The organism is Armatimonas sp. (genome assembly GCF_043757465.1).
Taxonomy (GTDB): Bacteria; Armatimonadota; Armatimonadia; order Armatimonadales; family Armatimonadaceae; genus Armatimonas.
This window is the reverse complement of sequence record NZ_JAYVPL010000124.1, coordinates 90,714-113,384: the sequence shown is the minus strand read 5'-3', so window position 1 is coordinate 113,384 and position 22,671 is coordinate 90,714. Positions and strand designations below refer to the sequence as shown.

Sequence of the window (22,671 nt, the reverse complement as noted above, 5' to 3'; positions counted from 1 at the left end):
TTTCTATGCGGCATGGTGCGCAGCGCACCTGTGCCGTGCGGTTGCCGATTCCCCTGTCAGCTAAAGCAGACAGTCCCCTCGGTCGTTTAATTATGGATTCGGGGGGGACGTTGCAATTAGCACGACCAGCGTCTCGGCGCCGCTATTCTCGATGCCGTGGACGCACCACGGGGGCAGGTAGACAAAGTCGCCTTTTTTGACCTCACGCTCGTAGCGGGCGAAGGTCATCTTGCCCTTGCCCTCTAAAATCACGTAGGTCTCCTCGGTCTCGTGGGAGCCGGGCGAGAGCAGGGCATGTGGCGGGATATAGAACATCACAAGGCCCATGTTCTTAGCGGGGGCGTTGGGGTTGACCGGATGCACCACGCGCACCCCGAGGCCGTGGCAGTTGGGATAGGCCACGGGGACGCCTTCCTGCACGGTGACGATCATTGGGTCGGGCGGGGTCTCGGGCTTGGGGATGATCGGAGGGGCGTCGCTCTGGTAGCCCTTGAATTCGGTAATCTTTGCCATTTTGTTCTCCTAAAACTCGCGGTGGTAGCCCGCTGTCCAGCCGCCATCCACGGTGAGGCAGTGGCCGTTGATGTAGCTGCTCTCGGGGGCGACCAAAAATAATGCTGCATGGGCGATCTCCTCAGGCGTACCGGGGCGGCCTAGGGGAATGTGATCAAGGAGCCGCTGGACAGAGTCTTTAAACAGACCGTCGTCGCCGTAGAAAAGCTGCTCCGTTCCCTGTGTCAAGATCGAACCGGGGGCGATGGCGTTGACGAGAATATTCTCCGGGCCAAGCTCCAGTGCCATAGCTTTCGTGAGGTTGATGACGCCCGCCTTGGCTGCCGTGAACGCGCACTGGAGCCGTAGCGGCACTAGCCCGGCCACTGAGGCGATATTGACGATGCGCCGCCCGTCTTCAGGAGCTTTGCGTAGAAACGGAATCGCGGCGCGGCTGACTTGATAGACGCCCGTCAGATCCACGGCCAGAATCCGATCCCACTCGGCTTGAGGGAAAGCGTCTAGGTTCACTCGGTGCGCTAGCGTGTTGACCCCCGCGTTGTTGATCAGAATATCCAGCCGCCCCTGCTCCTGCTCGATCTGCGCCAGCGCGGCGGCGATCTGTGCCGAGTCGGTGACATCCATCACGAGGGAGTGTGGCGCCTCGGTACGGCCTAAATCGGCGACGTAGACCGTCGCACCGTTGGCAGCCAGACACTCAGCGATTGCTTTGCCAATGCCCCGGGCGGCCCCCGTTACCAGCGCGACTCTGTGCTGCAGATTGATGTTCATCGTTGTCGCGGTGATTATACCGCTCGCTCTGTTACAAATTCGGCGTAAAATAGTGCGAATGGCGCTCTTGGTTAAATTTTTCGGAGGATGGGATGCCCGGTTTGGGGAGGCGCCTGTGGTTTGTGGGCGGCTGGCGGCGCGGCTGCTAGCACTCTTGGCTTTGCGTGCGCCCCGCGAGGTGGAGCGCGCGTGGCTGGCGGAGACACTCTGGCCGGACGCCGACGAGACCCGGGGGCGGTTCTACCTGCGCCGGACACTCCTGGAGCTACGCGTGGCGCTGGGTGAGGCAGCGGACAGCCTTCTCCTCGCTGAGGGAAGCCGCTTGCGCTTACACTGCCACACCGATCTGCAAGACCCCCAAGCGGCTCGTCACAGCGGGGCATTTTTGGCGGGCTGGAGCGATGAGTGGGTGCTCAATGAGCGGACGCATCGTGAGCAAGTACAGATACTGAATCTCGAACGCCATGATAATCTGCCACTGCCGCTCACTCCACTGCGGGGCCGCGAGCGCGACTTGGAGCGCGTGTGTGGGCTGCTACTCCAGAGTCGGCTTGTCACTCTCACGGGTGCAGGCGGTGTGGGCAAGACCCGGCTGGCTCAGGAAGTGGCTCGCCTGAGTGCGGCGCACTTTCGTAATGGGGTGGTCTTCGCCGATTTTAGTGCGCTCACCCCTGGGGCACGGCTGACCGACACACTCGCGCAAGCACTGGGGCTGCGCTTCGGAGCGGCGAGTGAGGGGCACGCTGCCGTACTTCGTGCTTTGAAAGAGCAACAAGTTCTTATTTTTATTGATAACTGTGAGCAAGTCCTCTCGGACTCCGCGCTACTGGTGCGTACACTCCTCACGCAGGCACCGCAGGTTCGGCTCCTGGTAACCAGTCGCGAGCCGCTGCATATTCCTGGGGAAGCCGTCTGGCGGGTGCCTTCCCTGACCCTCACCGATGCGGAGGCGCTGTTTTGCGAGCGGGCACAGGAAGCCTGTCCGCAGTGGCAGCCGACCTTCCCTGAGGAAAAAGCCATCACGATCATCTGCCGTCGCCTAGATGGCATTCCTCTGGCGATCGAGCTGGCGGCCACGCAGATTGCTGCGCTTTCTGCCACGGAGCTGGCACTGCGCCTGGAGGGGAGCTTCCTGCTGCTGCTGGGAGAAGATCTCTCCGCTCCCCCACGTCACCGCACACTGGAGGCGGCAATTCAGTGGGGGGTGGACTTGCTCTCCGAGAGCGAGCGGTGTCTCTTTGCCCGGCTGTCGGTCTTCTCGGGGGGCTGGAGCCTAGAGGCAGCGGAGGCAGTCTGTGGAGATCCCGCTTTGGAGACGAAGCAGATCGCGCCACTGCTGACCCGGCTTGTGGGGCGCTCGCTCGTGGTACTGAGTGAGAAGCGCTATCGTTTTCTGGAGCCGCTGCGTGCCTTCGCCTCCGCTCTTCCCGAGGCGAGTAGGCCGGAGCTGCTGGTACGTCACGCCACGTATTTCTGTGCTTTTTCAGCCCAACACCTGAGTGCGCTTCGCACACACGGCGAGAGTGCTGCACTGCAAGCACTGGCCCGCGAGCAGGCGAACCTGGAGGCGGCACTCTCTCGCTCTGTGACTGTGGAGACGACCCGCTGCCTGGGGCTGGCACTCGGGCGGTTTCTGCGCCGTCGCGGCTACGCCCAGGCGGCGGTGAGCCCGCTGGAGAGAGCGCTTGCCTGTGCCCCCACGCACCACGGGCTTCTCTGCGAGAGTGCCGGGCTTCACCTGGACCTGCAAGTGCCGCAGCGGGCCCGCGCCTGTGCTGAGAAAGCCCTCGCCTTAGCGGCAGGCCCTGCGGACGAGGCGGAGGCACGGAATCTTCTGGGCCAGGCTGCCGAGCAGGAGCAAGACTATACACAAGCCCGGACGCATTTTGAGAGGGCGCTGGCGCTCTATACTGCCGTCGGGGAGTGGCCGGCGGCGGCGCGGATGCGCAACAATCTGGGGTATCTTGCCTTTCTGGATGCGACCCTGGATCGAACAGCAGCGGAGACGGCGCTACGGGAGGCGATTGCGATCCTCAAAGAGACCGGCGATCAGCACGCCGTCAGCTCCGCGCTCAATAACCTAGGAAACCTCGCCTTCTTGCGCTCCGACTGGGTGGCAGCAGGCCAGGCGTATGCGGCGTCGCAGGAGCTGGAAGAGGCACTGGAAAACCCCTCGGGGGTGGCGCGGGCACTGAGCAACTTAGGGGAAGTCGCGCAGCAGCAGGGCGAGCCAGAGAAAGCCCGAGCACTCTACACCGAGGCCGAGCGCCGCTTCCGGGATCTCGGAAGCCCTCTTGCAGAGTACACAGCACAGCTTAGGGAGAAGCTCGGATGAGCCCACAGCAGCTCCCTACTCCTGCCGAGCTGGACTTGTTACGACGAGAGGCGGGTGAGGCACGACGTGTCTTGAACTATGACCAGGCGATCCTCCTCAACCGGCAACGCATCGAAGGCTGGCGTCAGCGAGAAAATCCGACAGAGATCGTCGCCGCCCTGATCGAGCTCTCCCGGGACTGCCAGAGCAACCGCCAGCCGCTCATCGCCTTCGCTTGTCTGTACGAGGCCCACACGCTCTTGCCAGGCGAGGCATCGGTCTCGATTGCGCTGGGCGATCTCTACACGGAGCTGCACCTACAGGATCAGGCCATTGCGCTCTACGAAGCCGCGGGAGAGCTTGGGACAAACCGGCTGATGCGCGCCTATCTGGGAAAGGGAGACAAAACACGAGCGCATGTTTTTCTGGAGCGTGATCGTCGCCGACTTCAGCGGGAGAAAAATCTACGGGGGGAGGCAAATCTCCTGGTGAGCTGGGGCGATCCGTCTGCCTACACGGAAGCCGTGGAGCTGCTGGCGAAAGCTATCCCCACCGCCTCGTTTCATGAGCAGGCGCAGATGCTAGGGCTGCGTGCTAGTGTGCTGGGGCTGCTAAAGCGCCCTCGCGAAGCCCGGCTGTGCTTTGCGGAGCAGCTTGAGCTCTGCACCCAGCGCGAGCTCTGGCCGGAGCGGCTTGCGGCGCTGGGCGCACTTGCCTCTTTTGAGTATTTCTATGGCGACAAAACCAGAGCTAGGGAGCTGCTACGGGAGCACCAAGCGCTTGCGCAGCAGCAAAAGAGCCCTCAGGAGGAGCGGGGGGCACTCCAAAAATCTCTGGACTTTGCCGGTTATGAGAGCAACTGGGCTCAAGTCGCGACACTCTGTACGGAGCTGATTGTGCTTTGCGTCAATTACGGCTGGCGCAGCGACCTGCCGTACTTCCAGGAACGCCATGCCCAGGCGCTCCAAAAGCTAGCAAAGCGCTCCGAGGCCGCCGCTGCCTGCCGCGCCGCGATTGCCATTTTGGAGCAGCATCGCCGCACCTACGCCGGGCTAGATGCCGCCGACCAGGCGTTTCGCCAGGAAAGCCGCGCCCCCTACGAGCGCCTGCTGGGGCTACTTCCCGCACAAAGCTCCGAGGTATTTGAACTGGTGCAGAAGCTCAAGGCCCGTGCGCTGCGGGAGCAGCTCGTGGCGGGGCGAGCTCGTCAAGAAGCGCCTCCCGGCCTGGAGGAGACCGCGCTACGGACGCGCTGTGCGCAGCTCAATGCCGCTCTGGTGCGTGAGGGGATCGCCAATGATATTGGTGGCAAGAAGCGCTTTACGGCACTCCAGAGCGAGCTACGTGATGCGGAGAGCGCCCTGGCACGCTTCTACGACTTGCTCCACGCCCTTGTACCACAGACCGCGCTTCGTCACGCCGCCGCAGAACCGACACGGGCGCAGGTTCAAGCACAGCTCGGCCCAAAAGAGCTGCTTTTAGACTTTGTCTGGACAACACACGGCCAGGAAAAAGTGCAGGTTCTGGCCGTTCGCCGCGAGCGTACCGTTTTGATCGCGTTGGAGATACCGCTGGCTGAGCTTCAGAGTCGGATCGCCCGGCTGCGCCATGCCTGTAGCCACCCGGAGCGTCCGTGGCAGGAAGCCGCGAAAGCCGTTGCGGAGGCGCTGATAACGCCGCTGGAGCCGCAGTTGCGTGGCATTGAGCAGGTGATTCTCTGTCCGGATGGCGTGCTCTGGGAGGTTCCCTTCGCCGTCGTTTTGGAGGGAATTCCCCTGAGCTACGCCTTCTCGGGGGCGCTCTGGCACGCGCAGCGCACCCTCCCGCCACCCCCGCCACGTCCCACTGCACTGCTCGCAGTGGCCGCGCCTAATCTCTCCGGCTGGAGCCGCCCGATTATCGCCCCAGAGCGTCCCATAGTTGCTCCCGAGCGTCCGATAATTGCGCCCGAAAGGCCCATTATCGCGCCAGAGCGGAGTGCTTTTTTACCCGCAGGCGCTGCCACGGCGGCGCTGCCGGGCACGACTCGGGAAGTGCAGGCGCTGGCAAGGCTCTTTCCAGGCACGCACGTGCTGGTGGGCAAGCAGGCCCAGGAAAGCCAGGTGAAGGCTGCCGCCGTGCGCTGCCGCTGGCTGCATCTGGCGGCCCATGCCTTTATCAACGATGCCGCGCCGCTCCTGTCCTGCCTGGTACTCTCTGACCCGAGCGAGCCCCTGCGCGACGATGGCTTTCTCACTGCCCGGGAGCTGCTGGGGCTGGATCTCTCTGGGGTGGAGCTCGCGACCCTCTCCGCGTGCAACACGGCGCGGGGCCAGATTCTCACGGGCGAGGGCGTGCGCGGGCTAAGCTGGGCGCTCACGGCGGCGGGCGCACGCAACCTCGTGCTGAGCCAGTGGTCCGTGGCCGATGATTCCACGGTCGTTTGGATGGAGACTTTCTACACCGCGCTCAAGCGTGGCCAGAGCAAGCCCGTCGCCCTGTGTCATGCCGCTCAGACAGCCCGCAAAACCCCAAACCGTGAGCATCCGTACTACTGGGCCGCTTTTATTTTAGTGGGCCGCGGCTTGTAAGACTTGGTTAAGGACGGTGCTCTAAAGTGAACTCTGTCGGGGGGATGATCCTCCGCATGAAGGAACCTAAAACTATGAGTCAGCCGTACTTGCGCCCCAGTGCGCCCGATAAACTCTCCTCCCTCGCCGTCCTGGGTGAGGGCTTCGCCCCGCTCGCGCTCGCCGCCGAGACTGGAGGCGCACTCACGATAATGCTCTGGACATCGCCTGCCGGAAGCCAGCTCCCCAAGCACCTGCACCAGGATGCCGACGAGGCGTTCTTTGTTCTGGAGGGCCAGCTCGCGATCACCGCTGGCGAGGACTTTGCCGTTGTCGCGCAGCCCGGCGATTTTATCTTTTTGCCCAAGGGGATCGCCCACACCCACCGCGCTACTGGCGGTCAGCCCGCCCGTGCTTTCCAAGTTCTCACCCCAGGCGGCGTCGAGAATGGCCTCGCGGAGGTTGCTGCCCTTACTCCTGAGGAAGTCACCCCCCAGCGGATTGGCGAGATCGCAGCCCGCGCCAATATGATCCTCCTGCCCGACTGATTCTTTACTTGAGCTGCCAGGCGCTCTGTGGCAATCGGAGCGCCCCGACTCCCGTGAGCCAGAGCGCCCCGTCGTGAAAGAGGACGCTGCTGCCTGCCTGCCGTGCACTCTCGCCGAGTTCCAGCCTCTGCCAGCCGGTTTCCGTGCTCCACCGTGAGACTTCCCCGCGTAGCCGCGGTGCCTCGGCGCCCTCGAAGCGCCACTGCGACGGCCCGGCTTGCTTCCAGAGCGCCGTCTCACCCTCGGCACTCACGCTATCGGCCAGCCCCTCGGCGAGCCAGGTGTTTTTATTGGCATCGTAACGAAACAAGTGCTGGTCGAGCCGCAGCCAGGTTGTCCCTGCCGCCTTGATAAAGCTGCTGCTCAAGGGATAGATAAACTGCTGGACAGCCTTGATCTCAATGGCGGGCTCCTGGCTTTTGGGGTCGCGCAGCAGCCGCACGTTGCGCTCCGTCTGGCGCTTCCTCAAGTCCGCCTGCTGGCGTGTTCCCGCCGCCCGCTGCGCCGCAACACTGACATCACGAAACAGAGATTCCGGGTAGCGCGTGACGACCCCGGTTTTCGAGTCCCAGCGCACCACCACGGGCGCACCGCGCCGCTCGCCCGGCACTCGCTCCTCAGTGAGAAAGAATAGGGCATTGTCACTGAAGCCTGCCGCGCGGGGAATCAGTGCGCCCAGCCCTTTCATTTCAAGCGGAGTGAGATTTTTGGTTTGCGTGTCGTAAAAGTAATAAGTGTCGTACTTAACGACGAAAGACTTAAACCCATTGCCTTCTCTCTGATAACGACGACTGGCCTCTGCCGGTCCCAAAACCAGCACCTGGTTCCCATTGGTTCCCAGTACGCGGAGATCTGCCCAGGCAAATCGGTCTTCGTCATTGGTCGGCTTTGCGCGGGGATCGGGGTGAGAGAAGACAGGGAAAAGCTGCGGAGAGGGTAAATCTCTGGGATTAGATGCTGTTACGGGTAGAAAGTCGTCCACCTTGGTCGTGTATCGTCGCACAAAGGAAAACTGTTGCCAGGCAAAGATATCGCTAGAATTAAGACTCAGGCGTGCAAAATTTGCCTTCAAACCATTCTCTGCCGGTTTTGGCCCGGCCCACTTTCCAGTCGCCAAGTCCAGCCACGCAATCCCCGCCGACTGCGGGTAGTTGGGGTCGTTGTAACTCGTCACCCAGAGTGTGTTACCGTCCACTAGAAAATCTGTCCAGAACGGAACTCTTTGGCGCGATGCCTGCTGGATCAGTGCTGCCTGCTGATTGGTGATCTTCTCGGAGCCAATCATCACGGGCTCTTTCAAGTTAGGAGCAACCCGATGGCGAATCAGCGTGTAGGCGACGCTGTAGCCGCCTTCAGGCGTGGACGAGGTGAGCTCACTTGCCAGGGACTCGATGAGAAAGGCTCCAGGGCGTGTGTCGGGAACCAGCCGCCCTGGCCGCCCTCCATTGATGATGGTGGGCCGTTTTCCGGGGCCATCTGACACAACACGGGGCTGTCCCATCAAATCCTGGCCGATAGGGTGGCGCGTGCTACGGCCAGTCTGGCGGTCGTAGAGAAGGATATGAGGCGGCAGGCCATCGCCCATGGGAATCATCTGATTGACAACCTGAGTAGGTTCGCCATTTGCCCCCTGAATCACTCGGGACTGGTTTATGTAGGTGAGCTTTGTTTGGATGAAGAAAGCCAGGGTGCTGTCCGAGCTACCGACTAGCTGTAGGCTGGAGGAGTGCCCGGCGTAGTTGCTGGGGCGTGGGGGCGTGGCTTCGACAGTAATCTCACGTGACCATTTCTTCGCGTTGCGATCCCACACCAGCGCCGCGCCTTTGTCGGTGAACACAAACGCCCAGCCGTCGGAGAGGCTCAGGCGATAGTCCAGAAAGTAGTGGTAGCCCATGCGTGCCGTGCGAGGTGCGAGAATTGGAGGCGCGACGGACTCGACTTTGCCGCTTGCTAAATCCAGCGTCGCAATGCGCAAGTCTGGCTCCGGCTGCTCGTTTGCCCAGTCGCCCCACGAGCCGCACAGAATCCAGAGCGTGTCGGGCTTTTGTGGATCGAAGACCACATCGTGGATATTGTGCGTCGGGAGGCCGTCGTTCTGGGTGTAGACGCGCCACTTCTGCGTTTCGCGCTCAAAAACTCGGACGCCGCCCGACGTGGCAAAGGCGACAAAGCGCTTCCCTGCGGCGATACGCCTGACGTTTTCTGCGTTGGTGAAGTAGCGTGGCGCGGTGCTCGGATTGTTCTGTGGGGCAGCCTGCGCGAAAAAAACGAGAGCGGGAATGACAGGAACCATAGCACACAGTTCCTCACCCCACTCTAAATTTCCTGCCTGATCTGAACCCGCCTTGGACCCACGCTTTGAACCCACCCGCCTCGTTCCTCGGCACCCTCCCTCAGGGCAGGGAGGGTTGGGGGAGGGGAAAAAATAGTTTTTGATTTTTATTAGAATGGGCACTTCTCAACCGTTCTACAGGCATGAGAAGAGAAAACTATCTACAAGTTCGTAACTACGCCCGACAGATGCGTCGGGAAATGACCTGGGCGGAGCGTCGTGTCTGGGAAGTGATTCGGCAGCGGCGCTGTGGCGGGTATCGTTTCTTACGACAGCGGGTCGTGGGACGATTTATTCTTGATTTCTACTGTGCCCAGAAGCGCTTCGCCCTAGAGATTGACGGTGAGATTCATCTCCGCCCCGACATCGCTCAATATGACCAAAACCGAGAATCACATCTTCGATCAGAGGACAATCTGAGCTTCTTGCGCCTGACAAACGCCGAGGTCATGCGTCTCTCTGACCAGGAGCTTAGCCAGCGTATTCTCGAAGCCCTCCAAACCCTCCCCCAACCCTCCCTGCCCTGAGGGAGGGTGCCGAGGAACGAGGCGGGTGGGTCCAAAGCGTGAGGGCTGGTGAGGCTAGAACCGCCAGCCAAACATCAGCGAGGAGCCGCGCAGGTCGCCGTTTTTGAGCTTGGTGTCTAAGAGCTGGAGCTTGGCGACAAACCCAACTTTGGTCGTGATCCCCATCCCAAGCCGCCAGGCCAGCTTGGTCTCGGAGCTGTTGCCGCGCGCGTGGTAGACGCCCCAGCCCCAGTTGAGAAACGGGGAGATAGGTGCGTGATTGTGCCGCTCCACAAAGGCACCGCCATTGATGCCCACTCCGATCACCTCGGCCTTGGTGGGGCCATTGCCCTTGAGGTAGTCCAGAAACACCCCCTGCGACGAAAGGGTGACCTGACGTAGCGCACCGTAACCCACGCCGCGCGGGTCGTAGGTGCCGCTGAGTAGAGTCACAGCGGGCTTGCCACCGTCTTCGCCTTCGTCGTCATTGTTGTCGTCCTCGTCACGATGGCGGTGTTTGTGCTTCTTCTCGGATTTGTCCTTTTCCTTTTCTTGCTCTTTTTCTTTTTTCTTGTCGCTCTGGATCGTGATGCGAATTGTCTCGTCGTCTACCCGGAACGCCGAGGCAGGGGCGGCGTGAGCCGTAAATAGGGTCAGCATGTCATAAATACTCCTTCGGAAGTTAAAGACGCGTTTTTTTGCGCGTTGGTGACAGGAAATCGCCCTTGCGGAAGGGAATGTTAGCGGCATGAGTAATCAAAAGGTGGCGGTAGTGACCGGTGGGGCCGGGGGGATTGGTATTGTGACGGGGCAGCTATTGCGCCGCGATGGCTGGAAAGTGGTGTTGGTGGATGTGAACGCCGAGGCACTGGCGGGTGCGGCGGAGCAAGTGGGCGAGGGCACGGAGACGGCGGTTCTGGACATTCGCGATGTCGCCCAGATCCGCGAGGTCTTTGCTGCACTGGCCGCAAAACTGGGGCGGCTGGACTGTTTAGTCAATAATGCCGGTGTCTTTCGCCTGGAGCCAATCTGGGATGTCACGGAAGAAACCTACGACTGGCTGATGGACATCAACCTCAAAGGCGCATTCTTCTGCCTGCAAGCGGTTGCCGTCGAGATGAAGAAGTTCGGCAATGGTGGTGTGATTGTCAATGTCGCCAGTGCTGCCGGGCGCTCCGGGCGGCCCACGCAGACCATCTATGGCTTGAGCAAAGCCGGGATGATTCATCTGACCAAGTCCGCAGCGATCTCGCTGGGCGAAGAGGGAATTCGGGTCTGCTGCGTCTGCCCTGCCGCCGTGGACACAGGCATGATGCAGAAGAACTTCGCCGAGCGCCGCCAGACCGGCGGCGACAAAGATGTTGAGGCATTTATGGCCAAGCTGCTGGTCAAGCGCCTCTCCCGCCCCGACGAGATCGCGGAGCTGATTGCCTATCTCGCCAGCGAGAAAGCGGCCTACATCACCGGGGGCTCGATTGATATCTCCGGTGGCCTGGACATGCACTAAATGAAACAAAACGTACTGGGCGCACTGGCGCTACTACTGCTGGCACTTGCCCCGGTTCGGGCACAAGAGGGCGTGGTCTTTGAGAAGGGGATCGAGTTCACCAACCCCGACAACCAGCACCTGCTACTCGATCTGGCGCGGCCTGAAAAAGGCGATGGCCCTTTCCCCGCCGTGCTCTGCATCCACGGAGGAGGCTTTCGGGCAGGAACCCGCGATGGCTACGATGGCCTCATCAAGCAGCTCGCCGCACGGGGCTATGTTGCGATCACGGTAGACTATCGGCTCGCGCCCAAGTATCCGTTTCCAGCGGCCATCCACGATGTGAAAGCTGCCGTGCGCTGGCTGCGGGCAAACGCGGCCAAGTACCACATTAACCCGGAGCGGATCGGGGTGACGGGTGGCTCTGCGGGGGGGCACCTAGCGCTCTATCTGGGAGTGACCGGGGGCGTTAAAGAGCTGGAGGGCGAGGGCGGAAACCCGGCGCAGTCCAGCAAGGTCAGCTGTGTGGTCAACTTCTACGGACCCAGTGATCTCACCAAGTCCTACGGCAAGAGCGTGGATGCCGCCGAGGTGCTCCCGCTCTTTCTGGGGGGCAATGTGGAGAAAGAGCGCCCAAAACATATTACCGCGAGCCCACTCTACTGGGTGACGCCGCTTGCCCCACCGACTCTTTGCGTCCATGGCACGAAAGACAACTATGTCGCCTACGAGCAGTCTATCTGGATGGTGGATCGCTTGCTGGCTGCTGGAGTAGATGCCGAACTGGTGACGCTACAAGGCGCAGGGCATGGCTTTGGCGGCGAGCAGGCAAAGCAAGCCGACAGCGCACTCTTTGCGTTTTTCGACAAGTATCTCAAGCGCTAGACGGCTGCCACAGGAGCCACGGTTTAGTTTTTAGATAAATATACCGACTTATAACCCAGCACCATTGTCACGAGGGATTCCGTCGCTACAACCTGGTAGTTTTATGGTATCCTCTCAGGCAACTTGCCCTGTAAAGGTTTATACTCAAATGCCACGAGAGGCGTTCAAAGAATCCGATTTTTCGGCGGATCCCGATGTGCTCGTCCCGCCCCCCACGGAGCTTCCCAGTCCTAATCTTTCTCAGTACGAGCGTCCCGCGCAGACGCCCGCTCCTCTGGTGACGGCCAAGACGGCTGACAAAAAGCTCATCCAGCGCTTGGATCCGATGGAGCGCTTGAAGGTCGCGGAGCTGGCCAAGTGGGCACTGCTGATTGGAATGGGCGGCCTGCTGATGTGGTTTAAGGCGCTACTCTGGTCCATGGCTAAGTCCACGACCTCACAAGGGCTCCGGGTTGCCTATAGCCTGGTTCCTATAGGAGCGATCCTCGCGGCGTTTATCGCCACGGCGATCCTACGCTCTCTGGTTGCCAAGAAAGCCGCTGCGGGTAAAGGAGCTACCTACAAGGCAGTGGATGCGCTGCGTGATTGGGCGGTGACCGGTATCGTCACAGGGGTTGTGGCAGTCTTCACGATTTTGATGGCGCGCGCTATTTTCCCCAGCATACCGACGGATGTCCGCAATGCTGCCTACTATGTCTCGCGCTTTATCGCGCTGGCGATTGCGGCCACGATCGGGCTGCTTGTCGCACGGCGGCTGGCGGTGCGCGGGGATGCGGTCATGGCGGGAGGAGGAATGGGAATTATCCAGATTCTCCCGCAGGCCGCTTTGGTTGCGCTCTTGACCTTGCCGCTCAATGACCTCACTGATAGGATCATTCAGAACTGGCCCTTTATGACCTGGGCGACGGGAATTCCTGCTCTGGTTGGCTTTGGCTGGGCTGGGCTGACACTCGCATGGGCGTGGAAAGCCGACCAGAAACTGCGCTTCTTGCAAGGGGGCAGGCAGGGCAGAGACTCGCGCTACGTGGCCACGGGCGGCGAGGCGCTGGAGATGAACTTCACGGTTATCGGAGGCCGCGAATCGGGCAAGACGGTGCTGCTGGCTGGTGCCTATAAAGAGTGGCAGGAGAACACGGCGGAGCGCTACGGGGTGATTGTCAAGCCGGTGGATATCACGCCGGTGAACTATGAGCAGCTCGATCAGGCCCAGCAGCGTTTCTACCAGGATCGTAATCTCGACTACCTCTCTGACCTTATCTATACCTATAACCAGTGGCCACCCAGTACGCAGGGAATGCGCGAGTTCAAGTTCGATGTCTTTGTTCGCCTGCGTAAAGGGGAGCAGCCCACCAAAGTCGCCCGAATCAACCTGCTGGACTATCCAGGAAGCCTTCTGGTGACGAGTGACCACTCCGCCGATGCCCACCGCAAGTACTGGAACCGGATCGCCGACTCCGATGGGATTCTCTTCGTGGGAGATATCTCCGCGCTGCGACGCGGTGTTCAGGAAGAGGGCCTGAGCGATGTTCATAACGCCTTTCGAGCCGCGATGGATATTCTCATTGATGGCAAGACCGACCGGAAGATGGGAATCAATTCGGAGGGGCGTATCGAGGGAAATGGCAAGAACCGCGTGATTCCTGTCGGAATGGTGATGACCAAGTGTGATGAGTGTGTGGACCTTGCTAGTGGTCTGCCTAACCATGTGCAGATGGATAACCTGATCTACGGGGAGCGCCGGGTGCGCGGCAAAGACGAAGTGAACTCGTCGCTGCTACGCTACGATGGCCCTTTTGGGATTTTGCAGGAGTGGGAAGAGAAGTGCCGCGCCACGGGGCCAGGCTTTGCGGATGTGGAGATCTTCAAGACGACTGCGATCACGGCCTCCCGGCCCGTCAATGGTACGGATGGGCAGCCGGATACCACCCGGAAATTTGAGATGATCTCCCCTCAGGACACGACACCTACCAACTGTGCCACCCCGCTGCTCTGGCTGACGGCGCGGGCCCTGCGGTGGAACGTGACCACGTTTACCGAGCTACGGCGCTGGCTTCTGGGGAGTACCGATACCACAGCACAGCGCCACCTGGATGCGATTCGGCATATTGAGAAGGTTGTCGAACTCTGGCAAACAGCGATTGAAGAGCGCCGTACAACAGGAAGGTAAGCTATGAGCGAGGGGCACATCGGCGTGCAGTGGGCGGTGTTTCGTAGCGGACGTGGCCCTTACGACGACTACAAAGTAACGGCCATGGTGGCAGATGGGAGCGCGGATACCAAAGAGCGCCTCTCCGAGTCCATTCGCTTTCTCTGCCACGGGTTCTACTCGGATATCGAGATGCCCTCAGAGACAAATAAAGTCTTTTTCTTTTGGCAGATTCGTAAGGATCTCTGGGCTCTCTCCCGCATCACCGATGACAAGGAGCTGGCAGGGCAGCGGCGCGGGGTCGAGTACCTGCACCTACTGCTCCCTGCGGAGCAGCTCCTCAACATGGGTGGGCCACTGACTCTGATGAGCGCGGATGCAGTCTGGGATGCGATTCGAACGAAGGGGCAGCTTCAAGACCTGACCTTGCTAAACCTCCAGCCCCCGCCTCCGCCCGCCAGTACCGCCAGGGCCGCTATCCCCGAGCCGCTTGCCCCTGAGCTCCCGTTTACCCCAGAGAACGAAGCGGCGCTGAAGCGCTGGCTCCAGCAGCTTCTGGGTGTAAACCAGTTCGCCACGTTTGCGACGTGGTGGCCTTCGACGCGGCCGACGCCGCGTGGCGTTTTCTCTGTTGTGCTCCGCGCACCCTCCCTGCTCTTGCCCGGGCGTGGGGAGATTAAACAACTGGCTGATCGGCTGGGTGCGGAGCTGATTGGAGCGCTGCCCTCGCCCCACCCCGATGATGTACTAACCCTGGAGCTGACACAGCTTCTGACGCAGGATGCCTCGGAGCTTGCCGACCAGATCGGGGAGACAATGCGCCTTGGTGAGACCATGGAGCCCGATGTCTGGCGGCAACGAACTAGTGAAGGCGCGGGTACCGCCGCACGGATTGCACGAAACCTGAAGGCGCTCGGGATCCGCTCCACGGTGGCCAATGAGACAGTCGAGAGCATGGCGCGGATAGGACGTGATTATGCCCGGCTAGAGTTTGGTCTAGAAAAACAGCCCGCCCCGTTCCGGCCCCATTTACTGCCGGAGCTGGAGGAGCTCGCTGCCGACGACCCGCTCACCACATCGGCGATGAACCGCCCTCTGGTTCTGGCACTCTGTGCGATTATGCTTTTTGTCGCTGGTTGGGGACTGGGTTATCTGACGGCGCCGCAGCAAGCCCGCCCGTCAGCGAACGGCGGCGTATCCTCCTCCAACTAGCTGCCACACCGAGAGCAAGAGAAGCAGGGCTGAAGGAATAAAAGCCGCTTTGCTATTTTTTAGTAGCGCCGCATACCCGCCCACGCAGACCAGCGCCACCGCCAGCAATGATGGGAGAAAATACCGCCCCTGCGCTTGAAAGACCTCAGAGAGGAACTTCGTAAAAAACGGCACCAGGCACAGCGGTACCAGTGTGGCAAACCCAAACGCGGGCTCGTTTACTTTTTCTTTACTTGCTTTATAGAGCCCAAACAGAGGCGTCAGGGCCAGAGCGAGCGTTAGTAACAGGAGCACGGGCGAGCCGATAAATCGAGCCAGCGGTACGGTGGGTAGCCGAGGGTCAAGAAAACACCAGAAGCTGACAAACGAGCGCAGCCCCGTGTTTCTCAGGTAATCCGCAGGCGTCCACCCGGAAATCTGACTGATCTCGCTTGGGGAGAAATTCGGCCCCGTTGCCTTGTAGATCGTCTGTGCCAGAAGGTCTCCGTAGAGCATCTGATTACGCACCAGCCATGGCGCGGCAATGAGCAATCCAATCAAGACGGGCAGCAGAAGCACCGTGAAAGGCAGACGTCGCCACAGGCACACCAAAAGTAAGACAGGATAGAGCTGGAGTACCGTGAGCTTGGTGAGCAGCCCCAGTCCAAAAAACAGCCCTAGGAGTGTGCCCTCTCTCCAGGCATAGGCCCGATGCGGTGGGGGAATGTGTGGCGCAAAGAACCGTGCAAGCCGCCAGACAATCAGTGCGCAGAAAAAGTGCGTTGGGGCATCGTTGCTAATCGCACCGCCGAGCTGTGCCTGCGTGGGCAAAAACGCTACAAAGGCCGCCAGCGCGGGAGCCAGCTCCGGGCGCTGGGGAAACAGCTCTTTCCCTGCCTTCCACGCCACCCAGAGGGTCGCCAGCTGAAATGGCAGCGCCACGAGCCGAAGTGCTAGTAAGCTCCCCCCGCCCGTCGCCGCAAAGACCAGCGCGGCAAGCAGGTAGTAGAGCGGCGGCTGATGGGTTTCGTCGCGGCTGGGTGCTCCCTCAGGAAGCTCCGTCATGCCTTCACGTGTCCGCATCGTCTCCGTCACATGGGCAGGCAAGTGCTTCCGGCCCTGGCTCGGGACAAACATCACCAGCCCTTTTTGCTCCACTAAAAGCCGTACATAGTCCCGGTGCGACGACTCATCGGGATTATGATCGAAGGGCACATTGACGGCAAAGCTCACGGAGAGCACGAATGCGGCGATAAGAACTGCGACCAGCCCCCCACCCCCCGCCCGGCGGGGGAGATTGGAGGAAGCCGATTCCTTATTTTCCCCCCGCTCGGCGGGGGTTAGGGGGATACTCATACGCCTGCCTTCTCGCAGAGGGTTTTGATCTGTGCGAGAAGCGCCCGCTCCTGGTTTGGAACGGAGAGTGCGTTTTCGAGTGAGCCGTAGTGCGCTTCCAGGCACTCCATCAAGAGCGTTTTGATCGCCGCCTCATTGGGGCCATGCGGGAGCTTGCTGGCGGTGTAGGCGCTCTCCAGCTCTTTTTCCTTGGTGACGAAGAACTCCTTGACTTGCTCCAGAGTCCACTCGCCGCGCCGGATCGCCTTCATACGCTCTCTATCGCGCTGTAAGTCAAGATCACCTAATGTTAGTATCTGCTCGATTTCATCAAGTAAACGCACTACATGATAAGCAAATTTCACGTCGAAACCGAACACATCCACGTTCTGGGCACGCTTGCTACCCTCTTGCGGTGTCTTGATCTCCATCTTATGAACTTGAGAGTAGGCGTAGCCTTTGAACTTATGCCACGCGCCTCTATGAAGAAAAATCTGACGCTTCTCGCGGACACGCTCCCCAAGGGAGTTGCAGTGCAGGACACACTCTCTGGGCGTAAACAGGGAGTCCACGATATTGGGGTTGTTCTCCATAGCGAGCTGGAAGAACTTCACCAGAGAGAATATGGTTAGATCGTACTCACGGCCACGGCCAGCCAGCGCGTCTTTATCCTCGACATGGTGCTGCTGGTACTGCTCGAAGCGCTGGAGCTGCCGACCGAAGCCGGGAATCTCGCCCCGCAGGTGCGGAAAGACATCGTCTTTGGGGGGGACGCAGAAACCGTAGACATCCATGTCCGACGAATCCGAGGAAACGCCGTAGGCCATCGAGCCCATGATGGTCTCGTAGGCGATGCAGGCGGGGAGCCACTTGGGCGGGCTGATGAGCTTGCGCTGCACGAGGCGCTCGACGGTGCTTGCCATAGTTTCTAAAATTTAGAACGACTGTCCTAGCGAGATGTAGGTGCGGGAGCGGTTGCCAAAAGCCAGATCAAAGCGAATCGGGCCGAGCGGGCTCTGAAAACGCAGCCCGACTCCACCGCCCACTTTCAGGCCACTTGCGGAGACATTCTGGCCGGGAAGCCAGGCATTGCCCGCATCCACAAAGAGGACACCCGCTGTGTCCGCTCCTAGTGGGACGCGCACTTCGGCGGAGCCCAGTGCCATCCTGTCACCGCGCACCGAGAAGAATTCGTAGCCGCGTAGCAGCTCAAAACCACCCAGAAAGAACTGCTCGGAGAGGGGCACATCGCCCGTTGATGTCCCCCCGAGCAGGCGCATGGCGAAGACGGAGCCAGGTTTTTTGGGAATCGTTAGGGGACTGTAGCGACGCAGGTCCAGGCTTGCTTGGCTAAAGTTACGGTTCCCCCCAAAAGCGGCGCCCGCCGCCTCGAAGCGCAGGCGGTTGAGGGAGCCACTGCGCGGGTTGTCGGCACGGTCACGAGTATCGGTGCTGAGTGCGAAGCCCAGTGCGCCGACTGTGGCTTTGGCACGTGTGAGTGCGTCTGTAGGTGGATTGAGTCGGTCAGGGATAGAGTCGTAGCCCACTTCGTCACGCCGACCCGTTAGCGCCAGGTTCCAAATCCCGCCCAGAGGTTTACCGATCTGAACATTGCCCCCCTTGCGGCGCTCGTAGCTACGCAGGGTCTCGACGGGAGTTCCAAACGTGGGCAGAAAAATCGTGTTCTGGTCGTAGACACTCACTCCGTAGGCCAGGCTGCGTGGGCCAATGGCGGGGCGCAAGAGTGTCACATCAAAGGCAGTGCGGGGGGGCTCCTGGACAAAAAAGCCGTTGTCGTCCAGCAAGACGCGCCCGAAGCGCTGCCACTGCACTGCGAACTGCTGCGCGGTTCCAAAAAGGTTCGTTTCGCTGAGATTGACAAAGCCCACCAGCCCCGTGCCGTCGCCGTAGCCAACGGTTGCCGCGACGTTGCCAGTCTGTGCCTCTTTGACGCGTACGACAAGATCAATCAGCCCTAGGGTATCTGTGGCGTCGCTTTCCTCGGGGGGGCGACCGCTGACAATAACCTCGGTGAAGATTCCCAGGCGGCTTAGCCGGAGCCGATCCCGCTGCACCGCATCCTCGCGGTAGACCATCCCCGCACGAAGCGAGAGTGCCTCATGCAGGATACGGGTTTGGGTACGCTGATTGCCCTCGACGATCACCCGACGAATGCGTCCCTCCGCAAGCGTGAGTGTCAGGGTGCCGTCGGCAGCGAGCTGGTAGCTAATCACTTGAGCCAGAGGGTAACCACGCTGCTGGTAGAGCGCCTTGACCGCATCGAATGCAAGGCGGAGTGTGGCAGGCTCAGCAGGCTTTCCCTGTAGCACGGTTCTTGCACTCTGGGCAATGAGGTTCGCGGGCACGACTGAGGCACCGCTAACCTCGACTCGCTGGATGAGCGAGGTCTCTTGCGCCTGCGCGGAGGCTGCTCCCAGGGCAGTACAAAATAAAATAAGGGGGGAACGGTGCATACGAGATGCCTTGACGAAAGGAGCACCCTTCGTTAGAATATAAAACGAGGGGGGAACGACAATGGGGATCGGAGTCCTGATCTACTTGACCGCGGCGCTAGCATTTTACATCTATCTTCTGGCCACTGCTCGCCCGGAGGCTAAAAACTAAGATACCCCCGACGGCAGCTTGCCGTCGGGGGTAGTGCTTACTAGGCTCCCGCCATCTCATGGAGGATGTAGAGTAGCAACGCGGTGCTCATCCACGTGATCACAATATTGCGGGTATACAGGGAGAGCATCTCGTCGTAGCCCGCCTTGCCTCGGAAGTTGCTACTGGGGGTATTGGCCACGCCTCCGCCCAGTCCTTCGTTCTTCGGGTTCTGTAAAGTCACCACCAGGATCAAGCTCAAGGAGAGCAGGAGCAGGGCACCGGTTAATATACCGATGACGATGTTCATGATTCGCTGCCCGTCTTATCTCCGGTGCTGATCTTATCCCCTTCGGGCTTCTTCTCGTCTTCGGTTTTCTTCTCGTCTTCTTCGTCTTTGGCATCGCCATTGACGGAGTTCTTAAACTCGCGGATGCCCTCACCCAAGCCGCGTGCGAGCTGGGGGATCTTGCTTCCGCCAAACAGAACCAGAATGATTGCACCGACGATGAGCCAGTCGGTGTAGCTAGTGAAATAGGCAAATGTCGTGGTCAACATAGCGTTTTAATTCTTCTCCTTAAGCGCTTTTGCCTCAGCGTCTGCGCCGGTAACTTTTTCTGCGTCGGTAACGTGGTCTGTGGTCTCCGCCTCTAATACCATCGCCACCTCGGTGTGCGTCACCGCCGCTTCCGTGGAAGGTGCTGCCGCCGCTTCCTCAAGGGTGGCAGAAGGCTCGGGTAGAGGGGAGCTATCAGGCTCTGTCGCTACAGCAGCCTCCATTGTCACCGCCGGGGCGGCTTCAATCTCTATAGCATGGTGCTCCGACGCGATGGGTAGGCCGTATTGATCCAGAGACCCGTGACCCTCCAGGGAATCATGGCCGTACGTTGTGCTGACGGGTGGGGTGTACTCGTAGGTTGGCGGCTCGTAGCGATCATAGCTTGGATGATCGTCTAAGTCGAACGCCGACTGTACCTCGTTGGACATTTTCTTGAGGTCGCGCAACGCTCCCCCGATTTGTCGTCCCAACTCAGGCACTTTTTGTGGTCCAAAGATAAGCAAAGCTATCACCAAGATGATGACGATCTGTTGCATTCCCAAATAAGCAATCGTATACATGATCCGCCTCTACGAACTCCCATTATATCGCAGCAAAAAAGCGCCTCTAAAAAACCAACTAAGTTTTGGGCCAGCGGATCGAGGCAATGGTCTCTTCACCGTCGCGGATCAGTGTGAACTGCCCCTGAAGATCACCGCGCACCAGGCCTTGAATAATCTGGAGACCCAGATCGTGGTGCTTGTCGGGGTTGAAGTCCGGGCGGGGAGAGTCGCCGGTGTTGCGCACTTCGAGCAGCCAGTCGTTAGGTTTTTCCATAAGCCGCACGAGAATCGTGCCCTCATCGGCTTGCTTGAAGCCGTGTTCCACCGCGTTTTGTACCATCTCGTTGAGAATAAGTGCGACGGAGTTTGCCTGGTGGCTGGAGAGGCGCAGCTCGGGGCCCTCCACACGAAACTCGATCCGTTTGTTTGGTAGGGTGAGGCTCTGCTTGGTGGCCTGGACGATCTGTTCGGCGACTTTACGGATCGAGATCGTGTCTAGGTCCTCGCGGGAGAGTAGCTCATGCACGGCGGCGACGGCCATCACGCGGCCAATGGACTCCTCCAGAACTTCTGTGGCGGGCCGATCTCCCGCGTAGTGTTTTTGCAGGCGCAGGAGGCTGGCGATCTGCTGAAGATTATTTTTTACCCGGTGGTGCATCTCCTGTAAGAGGGCACCCTTCACCATCAGCTTGGCGTTCTCAATCGCCACCGCGACTTGGTTGCCCAGAGTAGAGAGAACGGCCAGCTCGCTCTCCGTGAACTCATGAGGGCGGTCGGTGTAGCAGTTGAGGACTCCAATGACCCGGTCGCGCACTTTTAGAGGGACGCAAGCGAGGCTGGTGAGGTTCTGCTCGCGGGCGATATCACCGAACTTGTAATCAGGAGACTTCTTGACATCCAGCACGGTGACCACTTTGCCCGTCTCCGCCGCTTTTCCCGCCAGCCCTTCTCCAATGTGCAGGGGCGGACGGCGGGCGTAGTCCTTGGACGCGGCATGGACGGCCTTGACCACGAGCTGCTGCTTTTCCTCATCCACAAGGCGTAGGGCGACAATCTTAAAGTTCAGGGTCTGAGCCGTGGCGGCGACGGCGAGCTGGAGAATTTCTTCCAGATAAAGATTGGACGTGATGGTGCGTGAGACTTCGGCCACGGTTGAGAGGTGCGCGGCGCTCTTTTCGGCATTGCGGACTTTTCGTGAGGCGTGAATGGAGCCCGCGACCTGTGAGGCGATGGCTGAGAGGAGCTGGACCTGGGTCTTGGTGTAGGTGTGGGGGGCTTTCGTGCGAACGTTAACCACCCCGATGCACTCGCCACGCCAAATCAGGGGAACGGAGAGAATGCTCTGGTAGAGATCCTCGTTGAGATCGGGGAGGAACTTGAAGCGCTCATCGCTCCAGGCTTCGGAGGCAAGGGCCACGTGCTTTTTCTCGCGGGCAACCCAGCCGGTGATTCCCTCTCCTACCTTGAGGCGCAGCTTCCCGATCAGAGGTTTGATGGGTTCGTCGGTGGTGGCGCGTAGGACAAGAGTATCGCCAGCCTCATTGAAGAGATAGACAAGCGCCGACTCGGTGTCGGTGACCTCCAGGGCGATCTCCGCGATCAGAGGGAGGATGTCGTCGGTCGTGACCACCTGTCCGGTGGCCTCGGAGATTCGGCGGAGGGCTGCTGCCTCCGAGGCGCGCGCATCGAGCGCCTCTTCGAGCTGACGAATCCGCTGGCGGGCATCTGCCAGCTCGTGCTCTCGTCGCTCTAGGAGCCGTGTCAGCTCCTCCGCCGTTTGTTTAATCACACTCAGACCGAGTTCGCGATAATGATCGCCTCAGCGATCTCACGCATGGACTTACGGGTGTTCATGCTCTGAACCTGGATACGGCGGAAGGCATCTTGCTCCTTCAGCCCGTAGAGATCCATCAGGATTCCCTTGGCGCGGTCAACCGCTTTCCGGGTTTCCAGCTTGTTCTCCAGATCCGCCACTTCCTTCTCGATCTCCAGGAGCTCCTCGAAACGGGAGATGGCGATCTCGATGGCGGGCATGAGGTCCGCCTCCTTGAAGGGCTTGATTAGATACGCAAAGACCCCCGCATCCTTGGCACGCTCTACCAGCTCGCGATCCGAGTAGGCAGTGAGTAACAGGACCGGAGCCACTCCCTCGGTCGAGATGATCTTTGCAGCATCAATCCCGTCCATTTGGGGCATTTTCACATCGAGAATCACGACATCCGGTTTGAGCTCGCGGGTGACTTCGATCGCTTGACGACCGTCTCCAGCTTCCCCCGCCACGATATGGCCCATGTTCTCCAGCGTTCGCCGGAGGTCCATTCGGATGATCGGTTCATCGTCTGCGATCACAATTCGCAGTGGTTCCACTTATTCAAAACTCCTTAATTGTG

The 22,671-nt window shown here is 60.1% G+C and carries 19 protein-coding genes and 1 pseudogene; 8 read left to right on the top strand and 12 right to left on the bottom strand.

All coding sequences use genetic code 11. The features are described 5' to 3' along the window. Positions 1 to 90 precede the first annotated feature (90 nt). Both ACH2ED_RS17270 and ACH2ED_RS17265 read right to left on the bottom strand, forming a co-directional pair. Positions 91 to 513, bottom strand: coding sequence for a cupin domain-containing protein (locus ACH2ED_RS17270; RefSeq protein WP_395093829.1), 423 nt, complete (start codon positions 511 to 513; stop codon positions 91 to 93). 9 nt (positions 514 to 522) lie between these two features. Continuing rightward, complete coding sequence (locus ACH2ED_RS17265; protein WP_395093827.1) at positions 523 to 1,284, bottom strand: SDR family NAD(P)-dependent oxidoreductase; 762 nt, start codon at positions 1,282 to 1,284, stop codon at positions 523 to 525. Between the two features lie 58 nt (positions 1,285 to 1,342). Between ACH2ED_RS17265 and ACH2ED_RS17260 the strand changes: the two genes are divergently transcribed. Genes ACH2ED_RS17260 through ACH2ED_RS17250 form a run of 3 tightly spaced genes read left to right on the top strand, consistent with a single transcriptional unit; the run spans position 1,343 to position 6,695 of the window. Continuing rightward, positions 1,343 to 3,619: an ATP-binding protein gene (locus tag ACH2ED_RS17260; RefSeq protein WP_395093825.1), complete on the top strand. Its 2,277-nt coding sequence runs from the start codon at positions 1,343 to 1,345 to the stop codon at positions 3,617 to 3,619. Then, on the top strand, positions 3,616 to 6,168 hold the full coding sequence (locus tag ACH2ED_RS17255; RefSeq protein WP_395093823.1) for a CHAT domain-containing protein: 2,553 nt from the start codon (positions 3,616 to 3,618) through the stop codon (positions 6,166 to 6,168). The genes ACH2ED_RS17260 and ACH2ED_RS17255 overlap by 4 nt, the downstream gene beginning before the upstream one ends. Before the next feature lie 56 nt (positions 6,169 to 6,224). Then, positions 6,225 to 6,695 carry a cupin domain-containing protein gene (locus ACH2ED_RS17250; RefSeq protein ID WP_395093822.1) on the top strand — a complete coding sequence of 157 codons (471 nt, stop codon included), beginning with the start codon at positions 6,225 to 6,227 and terminating at the stop codon, positions 6,693 to 6,695. Between the two features lie 4 nt (positions 6,696 to 6,699). On the opposite strand, the gene ACH2ED_RS17245 is transcribed toward ACH2ED_RS17250, so the two are convergent. After that, positions 6,700 to 8,988, bottom strand: a complete 2,289-nt coding sequence (locus ACH2ED_RS17245; protein ID WP_395093821.1) for a hypothetical protein — start codon at positions 8,986 to 8,988, stop codon at positions 6,700 to 6,702. Positions 8,989 to 9,170: 182 nt separating this feature from the next. Here ACH2ED_RS17245 and ACH2ED_RS17240 point away from each other — a divergent pair, with 182 nt between their 5' ends. Further along, positions 9,171 to 9,554, top strand: a complete 384-nt coding sequence (locus tag ACH2ED_RS17240) for an endonuclease domain-containing protein (protein WP_395093819.1) — start codon at positions 9,171 to 9,173, stop codon at positions 9,552 to 9,554. Positions 9,555 to 9,608: 54 nt separating this feature from the next. Here ACH2ED_RS17240 and ACH2ED_RS17235 read toward each other — a convergent pair whose 3' ends face one another. Next, positions 9,609 to 10,193 carry a hypothetical protein gene (locus ACH2ED_RS17235; RefSeq protein WP_395093817.1) on the bottom strand — a complete coding sequence of 195 codons (585 nt, stop codon included), beginning with the start codon at positions 10,191 to 10,193 and terminating at the stop codon, positions 9,609 to 9,611. 88 nt (positions 10,194 to 10,281) lie between these two features. On the opposite strand from ACH2ED_RS17235, the gene ACH2ED_RS17230 reads away from it, so the two are divergent. The 4 genes from ACH2ED_RS17230 (at position 10,282) to ACH2ED_RS17215 (ending at position 15,262) form a co-directional block, all read left to right on the top strand. Next, on the top strand, positions 10,282 to 11,040 hold the full coding sequence (locus tag ACH2ED_RS17230; protein ID WP_395093815.1) for an SDR family NAD(P)-dependent oxidoreductase: 759 nt from the start codon (positions 10,282 to 10,284) through the stop codon (positions 11,038 to 11,040). After that, positions 11,041 to 11,904, top strand: a complete 864-nt coding sequence (locus ACH2ED_RS17225) for an alpha/beta hydrolase fold domain-containing protein (protein WP_395093813.1) — start codon at positions 11,041 to 11,043, stop codon at positions 11,902 to 11,904. Positions 11,905 to 12,052: 148 nt separating this feature from the next. Continuing rightward, positions 12,053 to 14,071 carry a hypothetical protein gene (locus ACH2ED_RS17220; RefSeq protein ID WP_395093812.1) on the top strand — a complete coding sequence of 673 codons (2,019 nt, stop codon included), beginning with the start codon at positions 12,053 to 12,055 and terminating at the stop codon, positions 14,069 to 14,071. A gap of 3 nt (positions 14,072 to 14,074) precedes the next feature. Then, positions 14,075 to 15,262, top strand: coding sequence for a hypothetical protein (locus ACH2ED_RS17215; RefSeq protein WP_395093809.1), 1,188 nt, complete (start codon positions 14,075 to 14,077; stop codon positions 15,260 to 15,262). Here the strand turns inward: ACH2ED_RS17215 and ACH2ED_RS17210 are convergent. The 8 genes and pseudogenes from ACH2ED_RS17210 to ACH2ED_RS17175 all read right to left on the bottom strand — a co-directional run bounded on the left by ACH2ED_RS17210 (position 15,230) and on the right by ACH2ED_RS17175 (position 22,648). After that, the gene (locus tag ACH2ED_RS17210) at positions 15,230 to 16,597 is read right to left on the bottom strand and encodes a glycosyltransferase family 39 protein (protein WP_395093806.1); all 1,368 of its coding nucleotides are present in this window, start codon (positions 16,595 to 16,597) and stop codon (positions 15,230 to 15,232) included. The genes ACH2ED_RS17215 and ACH2ED_RS17210 overlap by 33 nt on opposite strands. Beyond that, on the bottom strand, positions 16,594 to 17,499 hold the full coding sequence (locus ACH2ED_RS17205; RefSeq protein WP_395093803.1) for a DNA polymerase beta superfamily protein: 906 nt from the start codon (positions 17,497 to 17,499) through the stop codon (positions 16,594 to 16,596). Before ACH2ED_RS17205 ends, ACH2ED_RS17210 begins: the two co-directional genes overlap by 4 nt. A gap of 12 nt (positions 17,500 to 17,511) precedes the next feature. Then, a complete protein-coding gene (locus tag ACH2ED_RS17200) occupies positions 17,512 to 19,050 on the bottom strand; it encodes an outer membrane protein assembly factor (RefSeq protein ID WP_395093800.1) in 1,539 nt (512 codons plus the stop codon). Between the two features lie 191 nt (positions 19,051 to 19,241). Then, a complete protein-coding gene (gene secG, locus ACH2ED_RS17195) occupies positions 19,242 to 19,490 on the bottom strand; it encodes a preprotein translocase subunit SecG (RefSeq protein ID WP_395093797.1) in 249 nt (82 codons plus the stop codon). Then, on the bottom strand, positions 19,487 to 19,738 hold the full coding sequence (locus tag ACH2ED_RS17190; RefSeq protein WP_395093795.1) for a twin-arginine translocase TatA/TatE family subunit: 252 nt from the start codon (positions 19,736 to 19,738) through the stop codon (positions 19,487 to 19,489). The genes secG and ACH2ED_RS17190 overlap by 4 nt, the downstream gene beginning before the upstream one ends. 399 nt (positions 19,739 to 20,137) lie before the next feature. Next, positions 20,138 to 20,275 (bottom strand): annotated as a pseudogene (gene tatA / locus ACH2ED_RS17185) (twin-arginine translocase TatA/TatE family subunit); the annotation flags it as partial. An 82-nt stretch (positions 20,276 to 20,357) separates the two neighbouring features. Beyond that, positions 20,358 to 22,070, bottom strand: coding sequence for a GAF domain-containing protein (locus ACH2ED_RS17180; protein ID WP_395093794.1), 1,713 nt, complete (start codon positions 22,068 to 22,070; stop codon positions 20,358 to 20,360). Positions 22,071 to 22,072: 2 nt separating this feature from the next. Continuing rightward, the gene (locus tag ACH2ED_RS17175; protein ID WP_309698191.1) at positions 22,073 to 22,648 is read right to left on the bottom strand and encodes a response regulator; all 576 of its coding nucleotides are present in this window, start codon (positions 22,646 to 22,648) and stop codon (positions 22,073 to 22,075) included. Between the last annotated feature and the right edge of the window lie 23 nt (positions 22,649 to 22,671).

What these genes read in the sequence shown, in the direction of transcription:
- ACH2ED_RS17255 (WP_395093823.1), top strand. Translation starts at nt 3,616, where the DNA reads ATGAGCCCACAGCAGCTCCCTACTCCTGCCGAGCTGGACTTGTTACGA.
- ACH2ED_RS17205 (WP_395093803.1), bottom strand. Translation starts at nt 17,499, where the DNA reads ATGGCAAGCACCGTCGAGCGCCTCGTGCAGCGCAAGCTCATCAGCCCG.
- ACH2ED_RS17250 (WP_395093822.1), top strand. Translation starts at nt 6,225, where the DNA reads ATGAAGGAACCTAAAACTATGAGTCAGCCGTACTTGCGCCCCAGTGCG.
- secG (WP_395093797.1), bottom strand. Translation starts at nt 19,490, where the DNA reads ATGAACATCGTCATCGGTATATTAACCGGTGCCCTGCTCCTGCTCTCC.
- ACH2ED_RS17265 (WP_395093827.1), bottom strand. Translation starts at nt 1,284, where the DNA reads ATGAACATCAATCTGCAGCACAGAGTCGCGCTGGTAACGGGGGCCGCC.
- ACH2ED_RS17245 (WP_395093821.1), bottom strand. Translation starts at nt 8,988, where the DNA reads ATGGTTCCTGTCATTCCCGCTCTCGTTTTTTTCGCGCAGGCTGCCCCA.
- ACH2ED_RS17200 (WP_395093800.1), bottom strand. Translation starts at nt 19,050, where the DNA reads ATGCACCGTTCCCCCCTTATTTTATTTTGTACTGCCCTGGGAGCAGCC.
- ACH2ED_RS17230 (WP_395093815.1), top strand. Translation starts at nt 10,282, where the DNA reads ATGAGTAATCAAAAGGTGGCGGTAGTGACCGGTGGGGCCGGGGGGATT.
- ACH2ED_RS17210 (WP_395093806.1), bottom strand. Translation starts at nt 16,597, where the DNA reads ATGAGTATCCCCCTAACCCCCGCCGAGCGGGGGGAAAATAAGGAATCG.
- ACH2ED_RS17235 (WP_395093817.1), bottom strand. Translation starts at nt 10,193, where the DNA reads ATGCTGACCCTATTTACGGCTCACGCCGCCCCTGCCTCGGCGTTCCGG.
- ACH2ED_RS17260 (WP_395093825.1), top strand. Translation starts at nt 1,343, where the DNA reads ATGGCGCTCTTGGTTAAATTTTTCGGAGGATGGGATGCCCGGTTTGGG.
- ACH2ED_RS17220 (WP_395093812.1), top strand. Translation starts at nt 12,053, where the DNA reads ATGCCACGAGAGGCGTTCAAAGAATCCGATTTTTCGGCGGATCCCGAT.
- ACH2ED_RS17225 (WP_395093813.1), top strand. Translation starts at nt 11,041, where the DNA reads ATGAAACAAAACGTACTGGGCGCACTGGCGCTACTACTGCTGGCACTT.
- ACH2ED_RS17215 (WP_395093809.1), top strand. Translation starts at nt 14,075, where the DNA reads ATGAGCGAGGGGCACATCGGCGTGCAGTGGGCGGTGTTTCGTAGCGGA.
- ACH2ED_RS17190 (WP_395093795.1), bottom strand. Translation starts at nt 19,738, where the DNA reads ATGTTGACCACGACATTTGCCTATTTCACTAGCTACACCGACTGGCTC.
- ACH2ED_RS17270 (WP_395093829.1), bottom strand. Translation starts at nt 513, where the DNA reads ATGGCAAAGATTACCGAATTCAAGGGCTACCAGAGCGACGCCCCTCCG.
- ACH2ED_RS17240 (WP_395093819.1), top strand. Translation starts at nt 9,171, where the DNA reads ATGAGAAGAGAAAACTATCTACAAGTTCGTAACTACGCCCGACAGATG.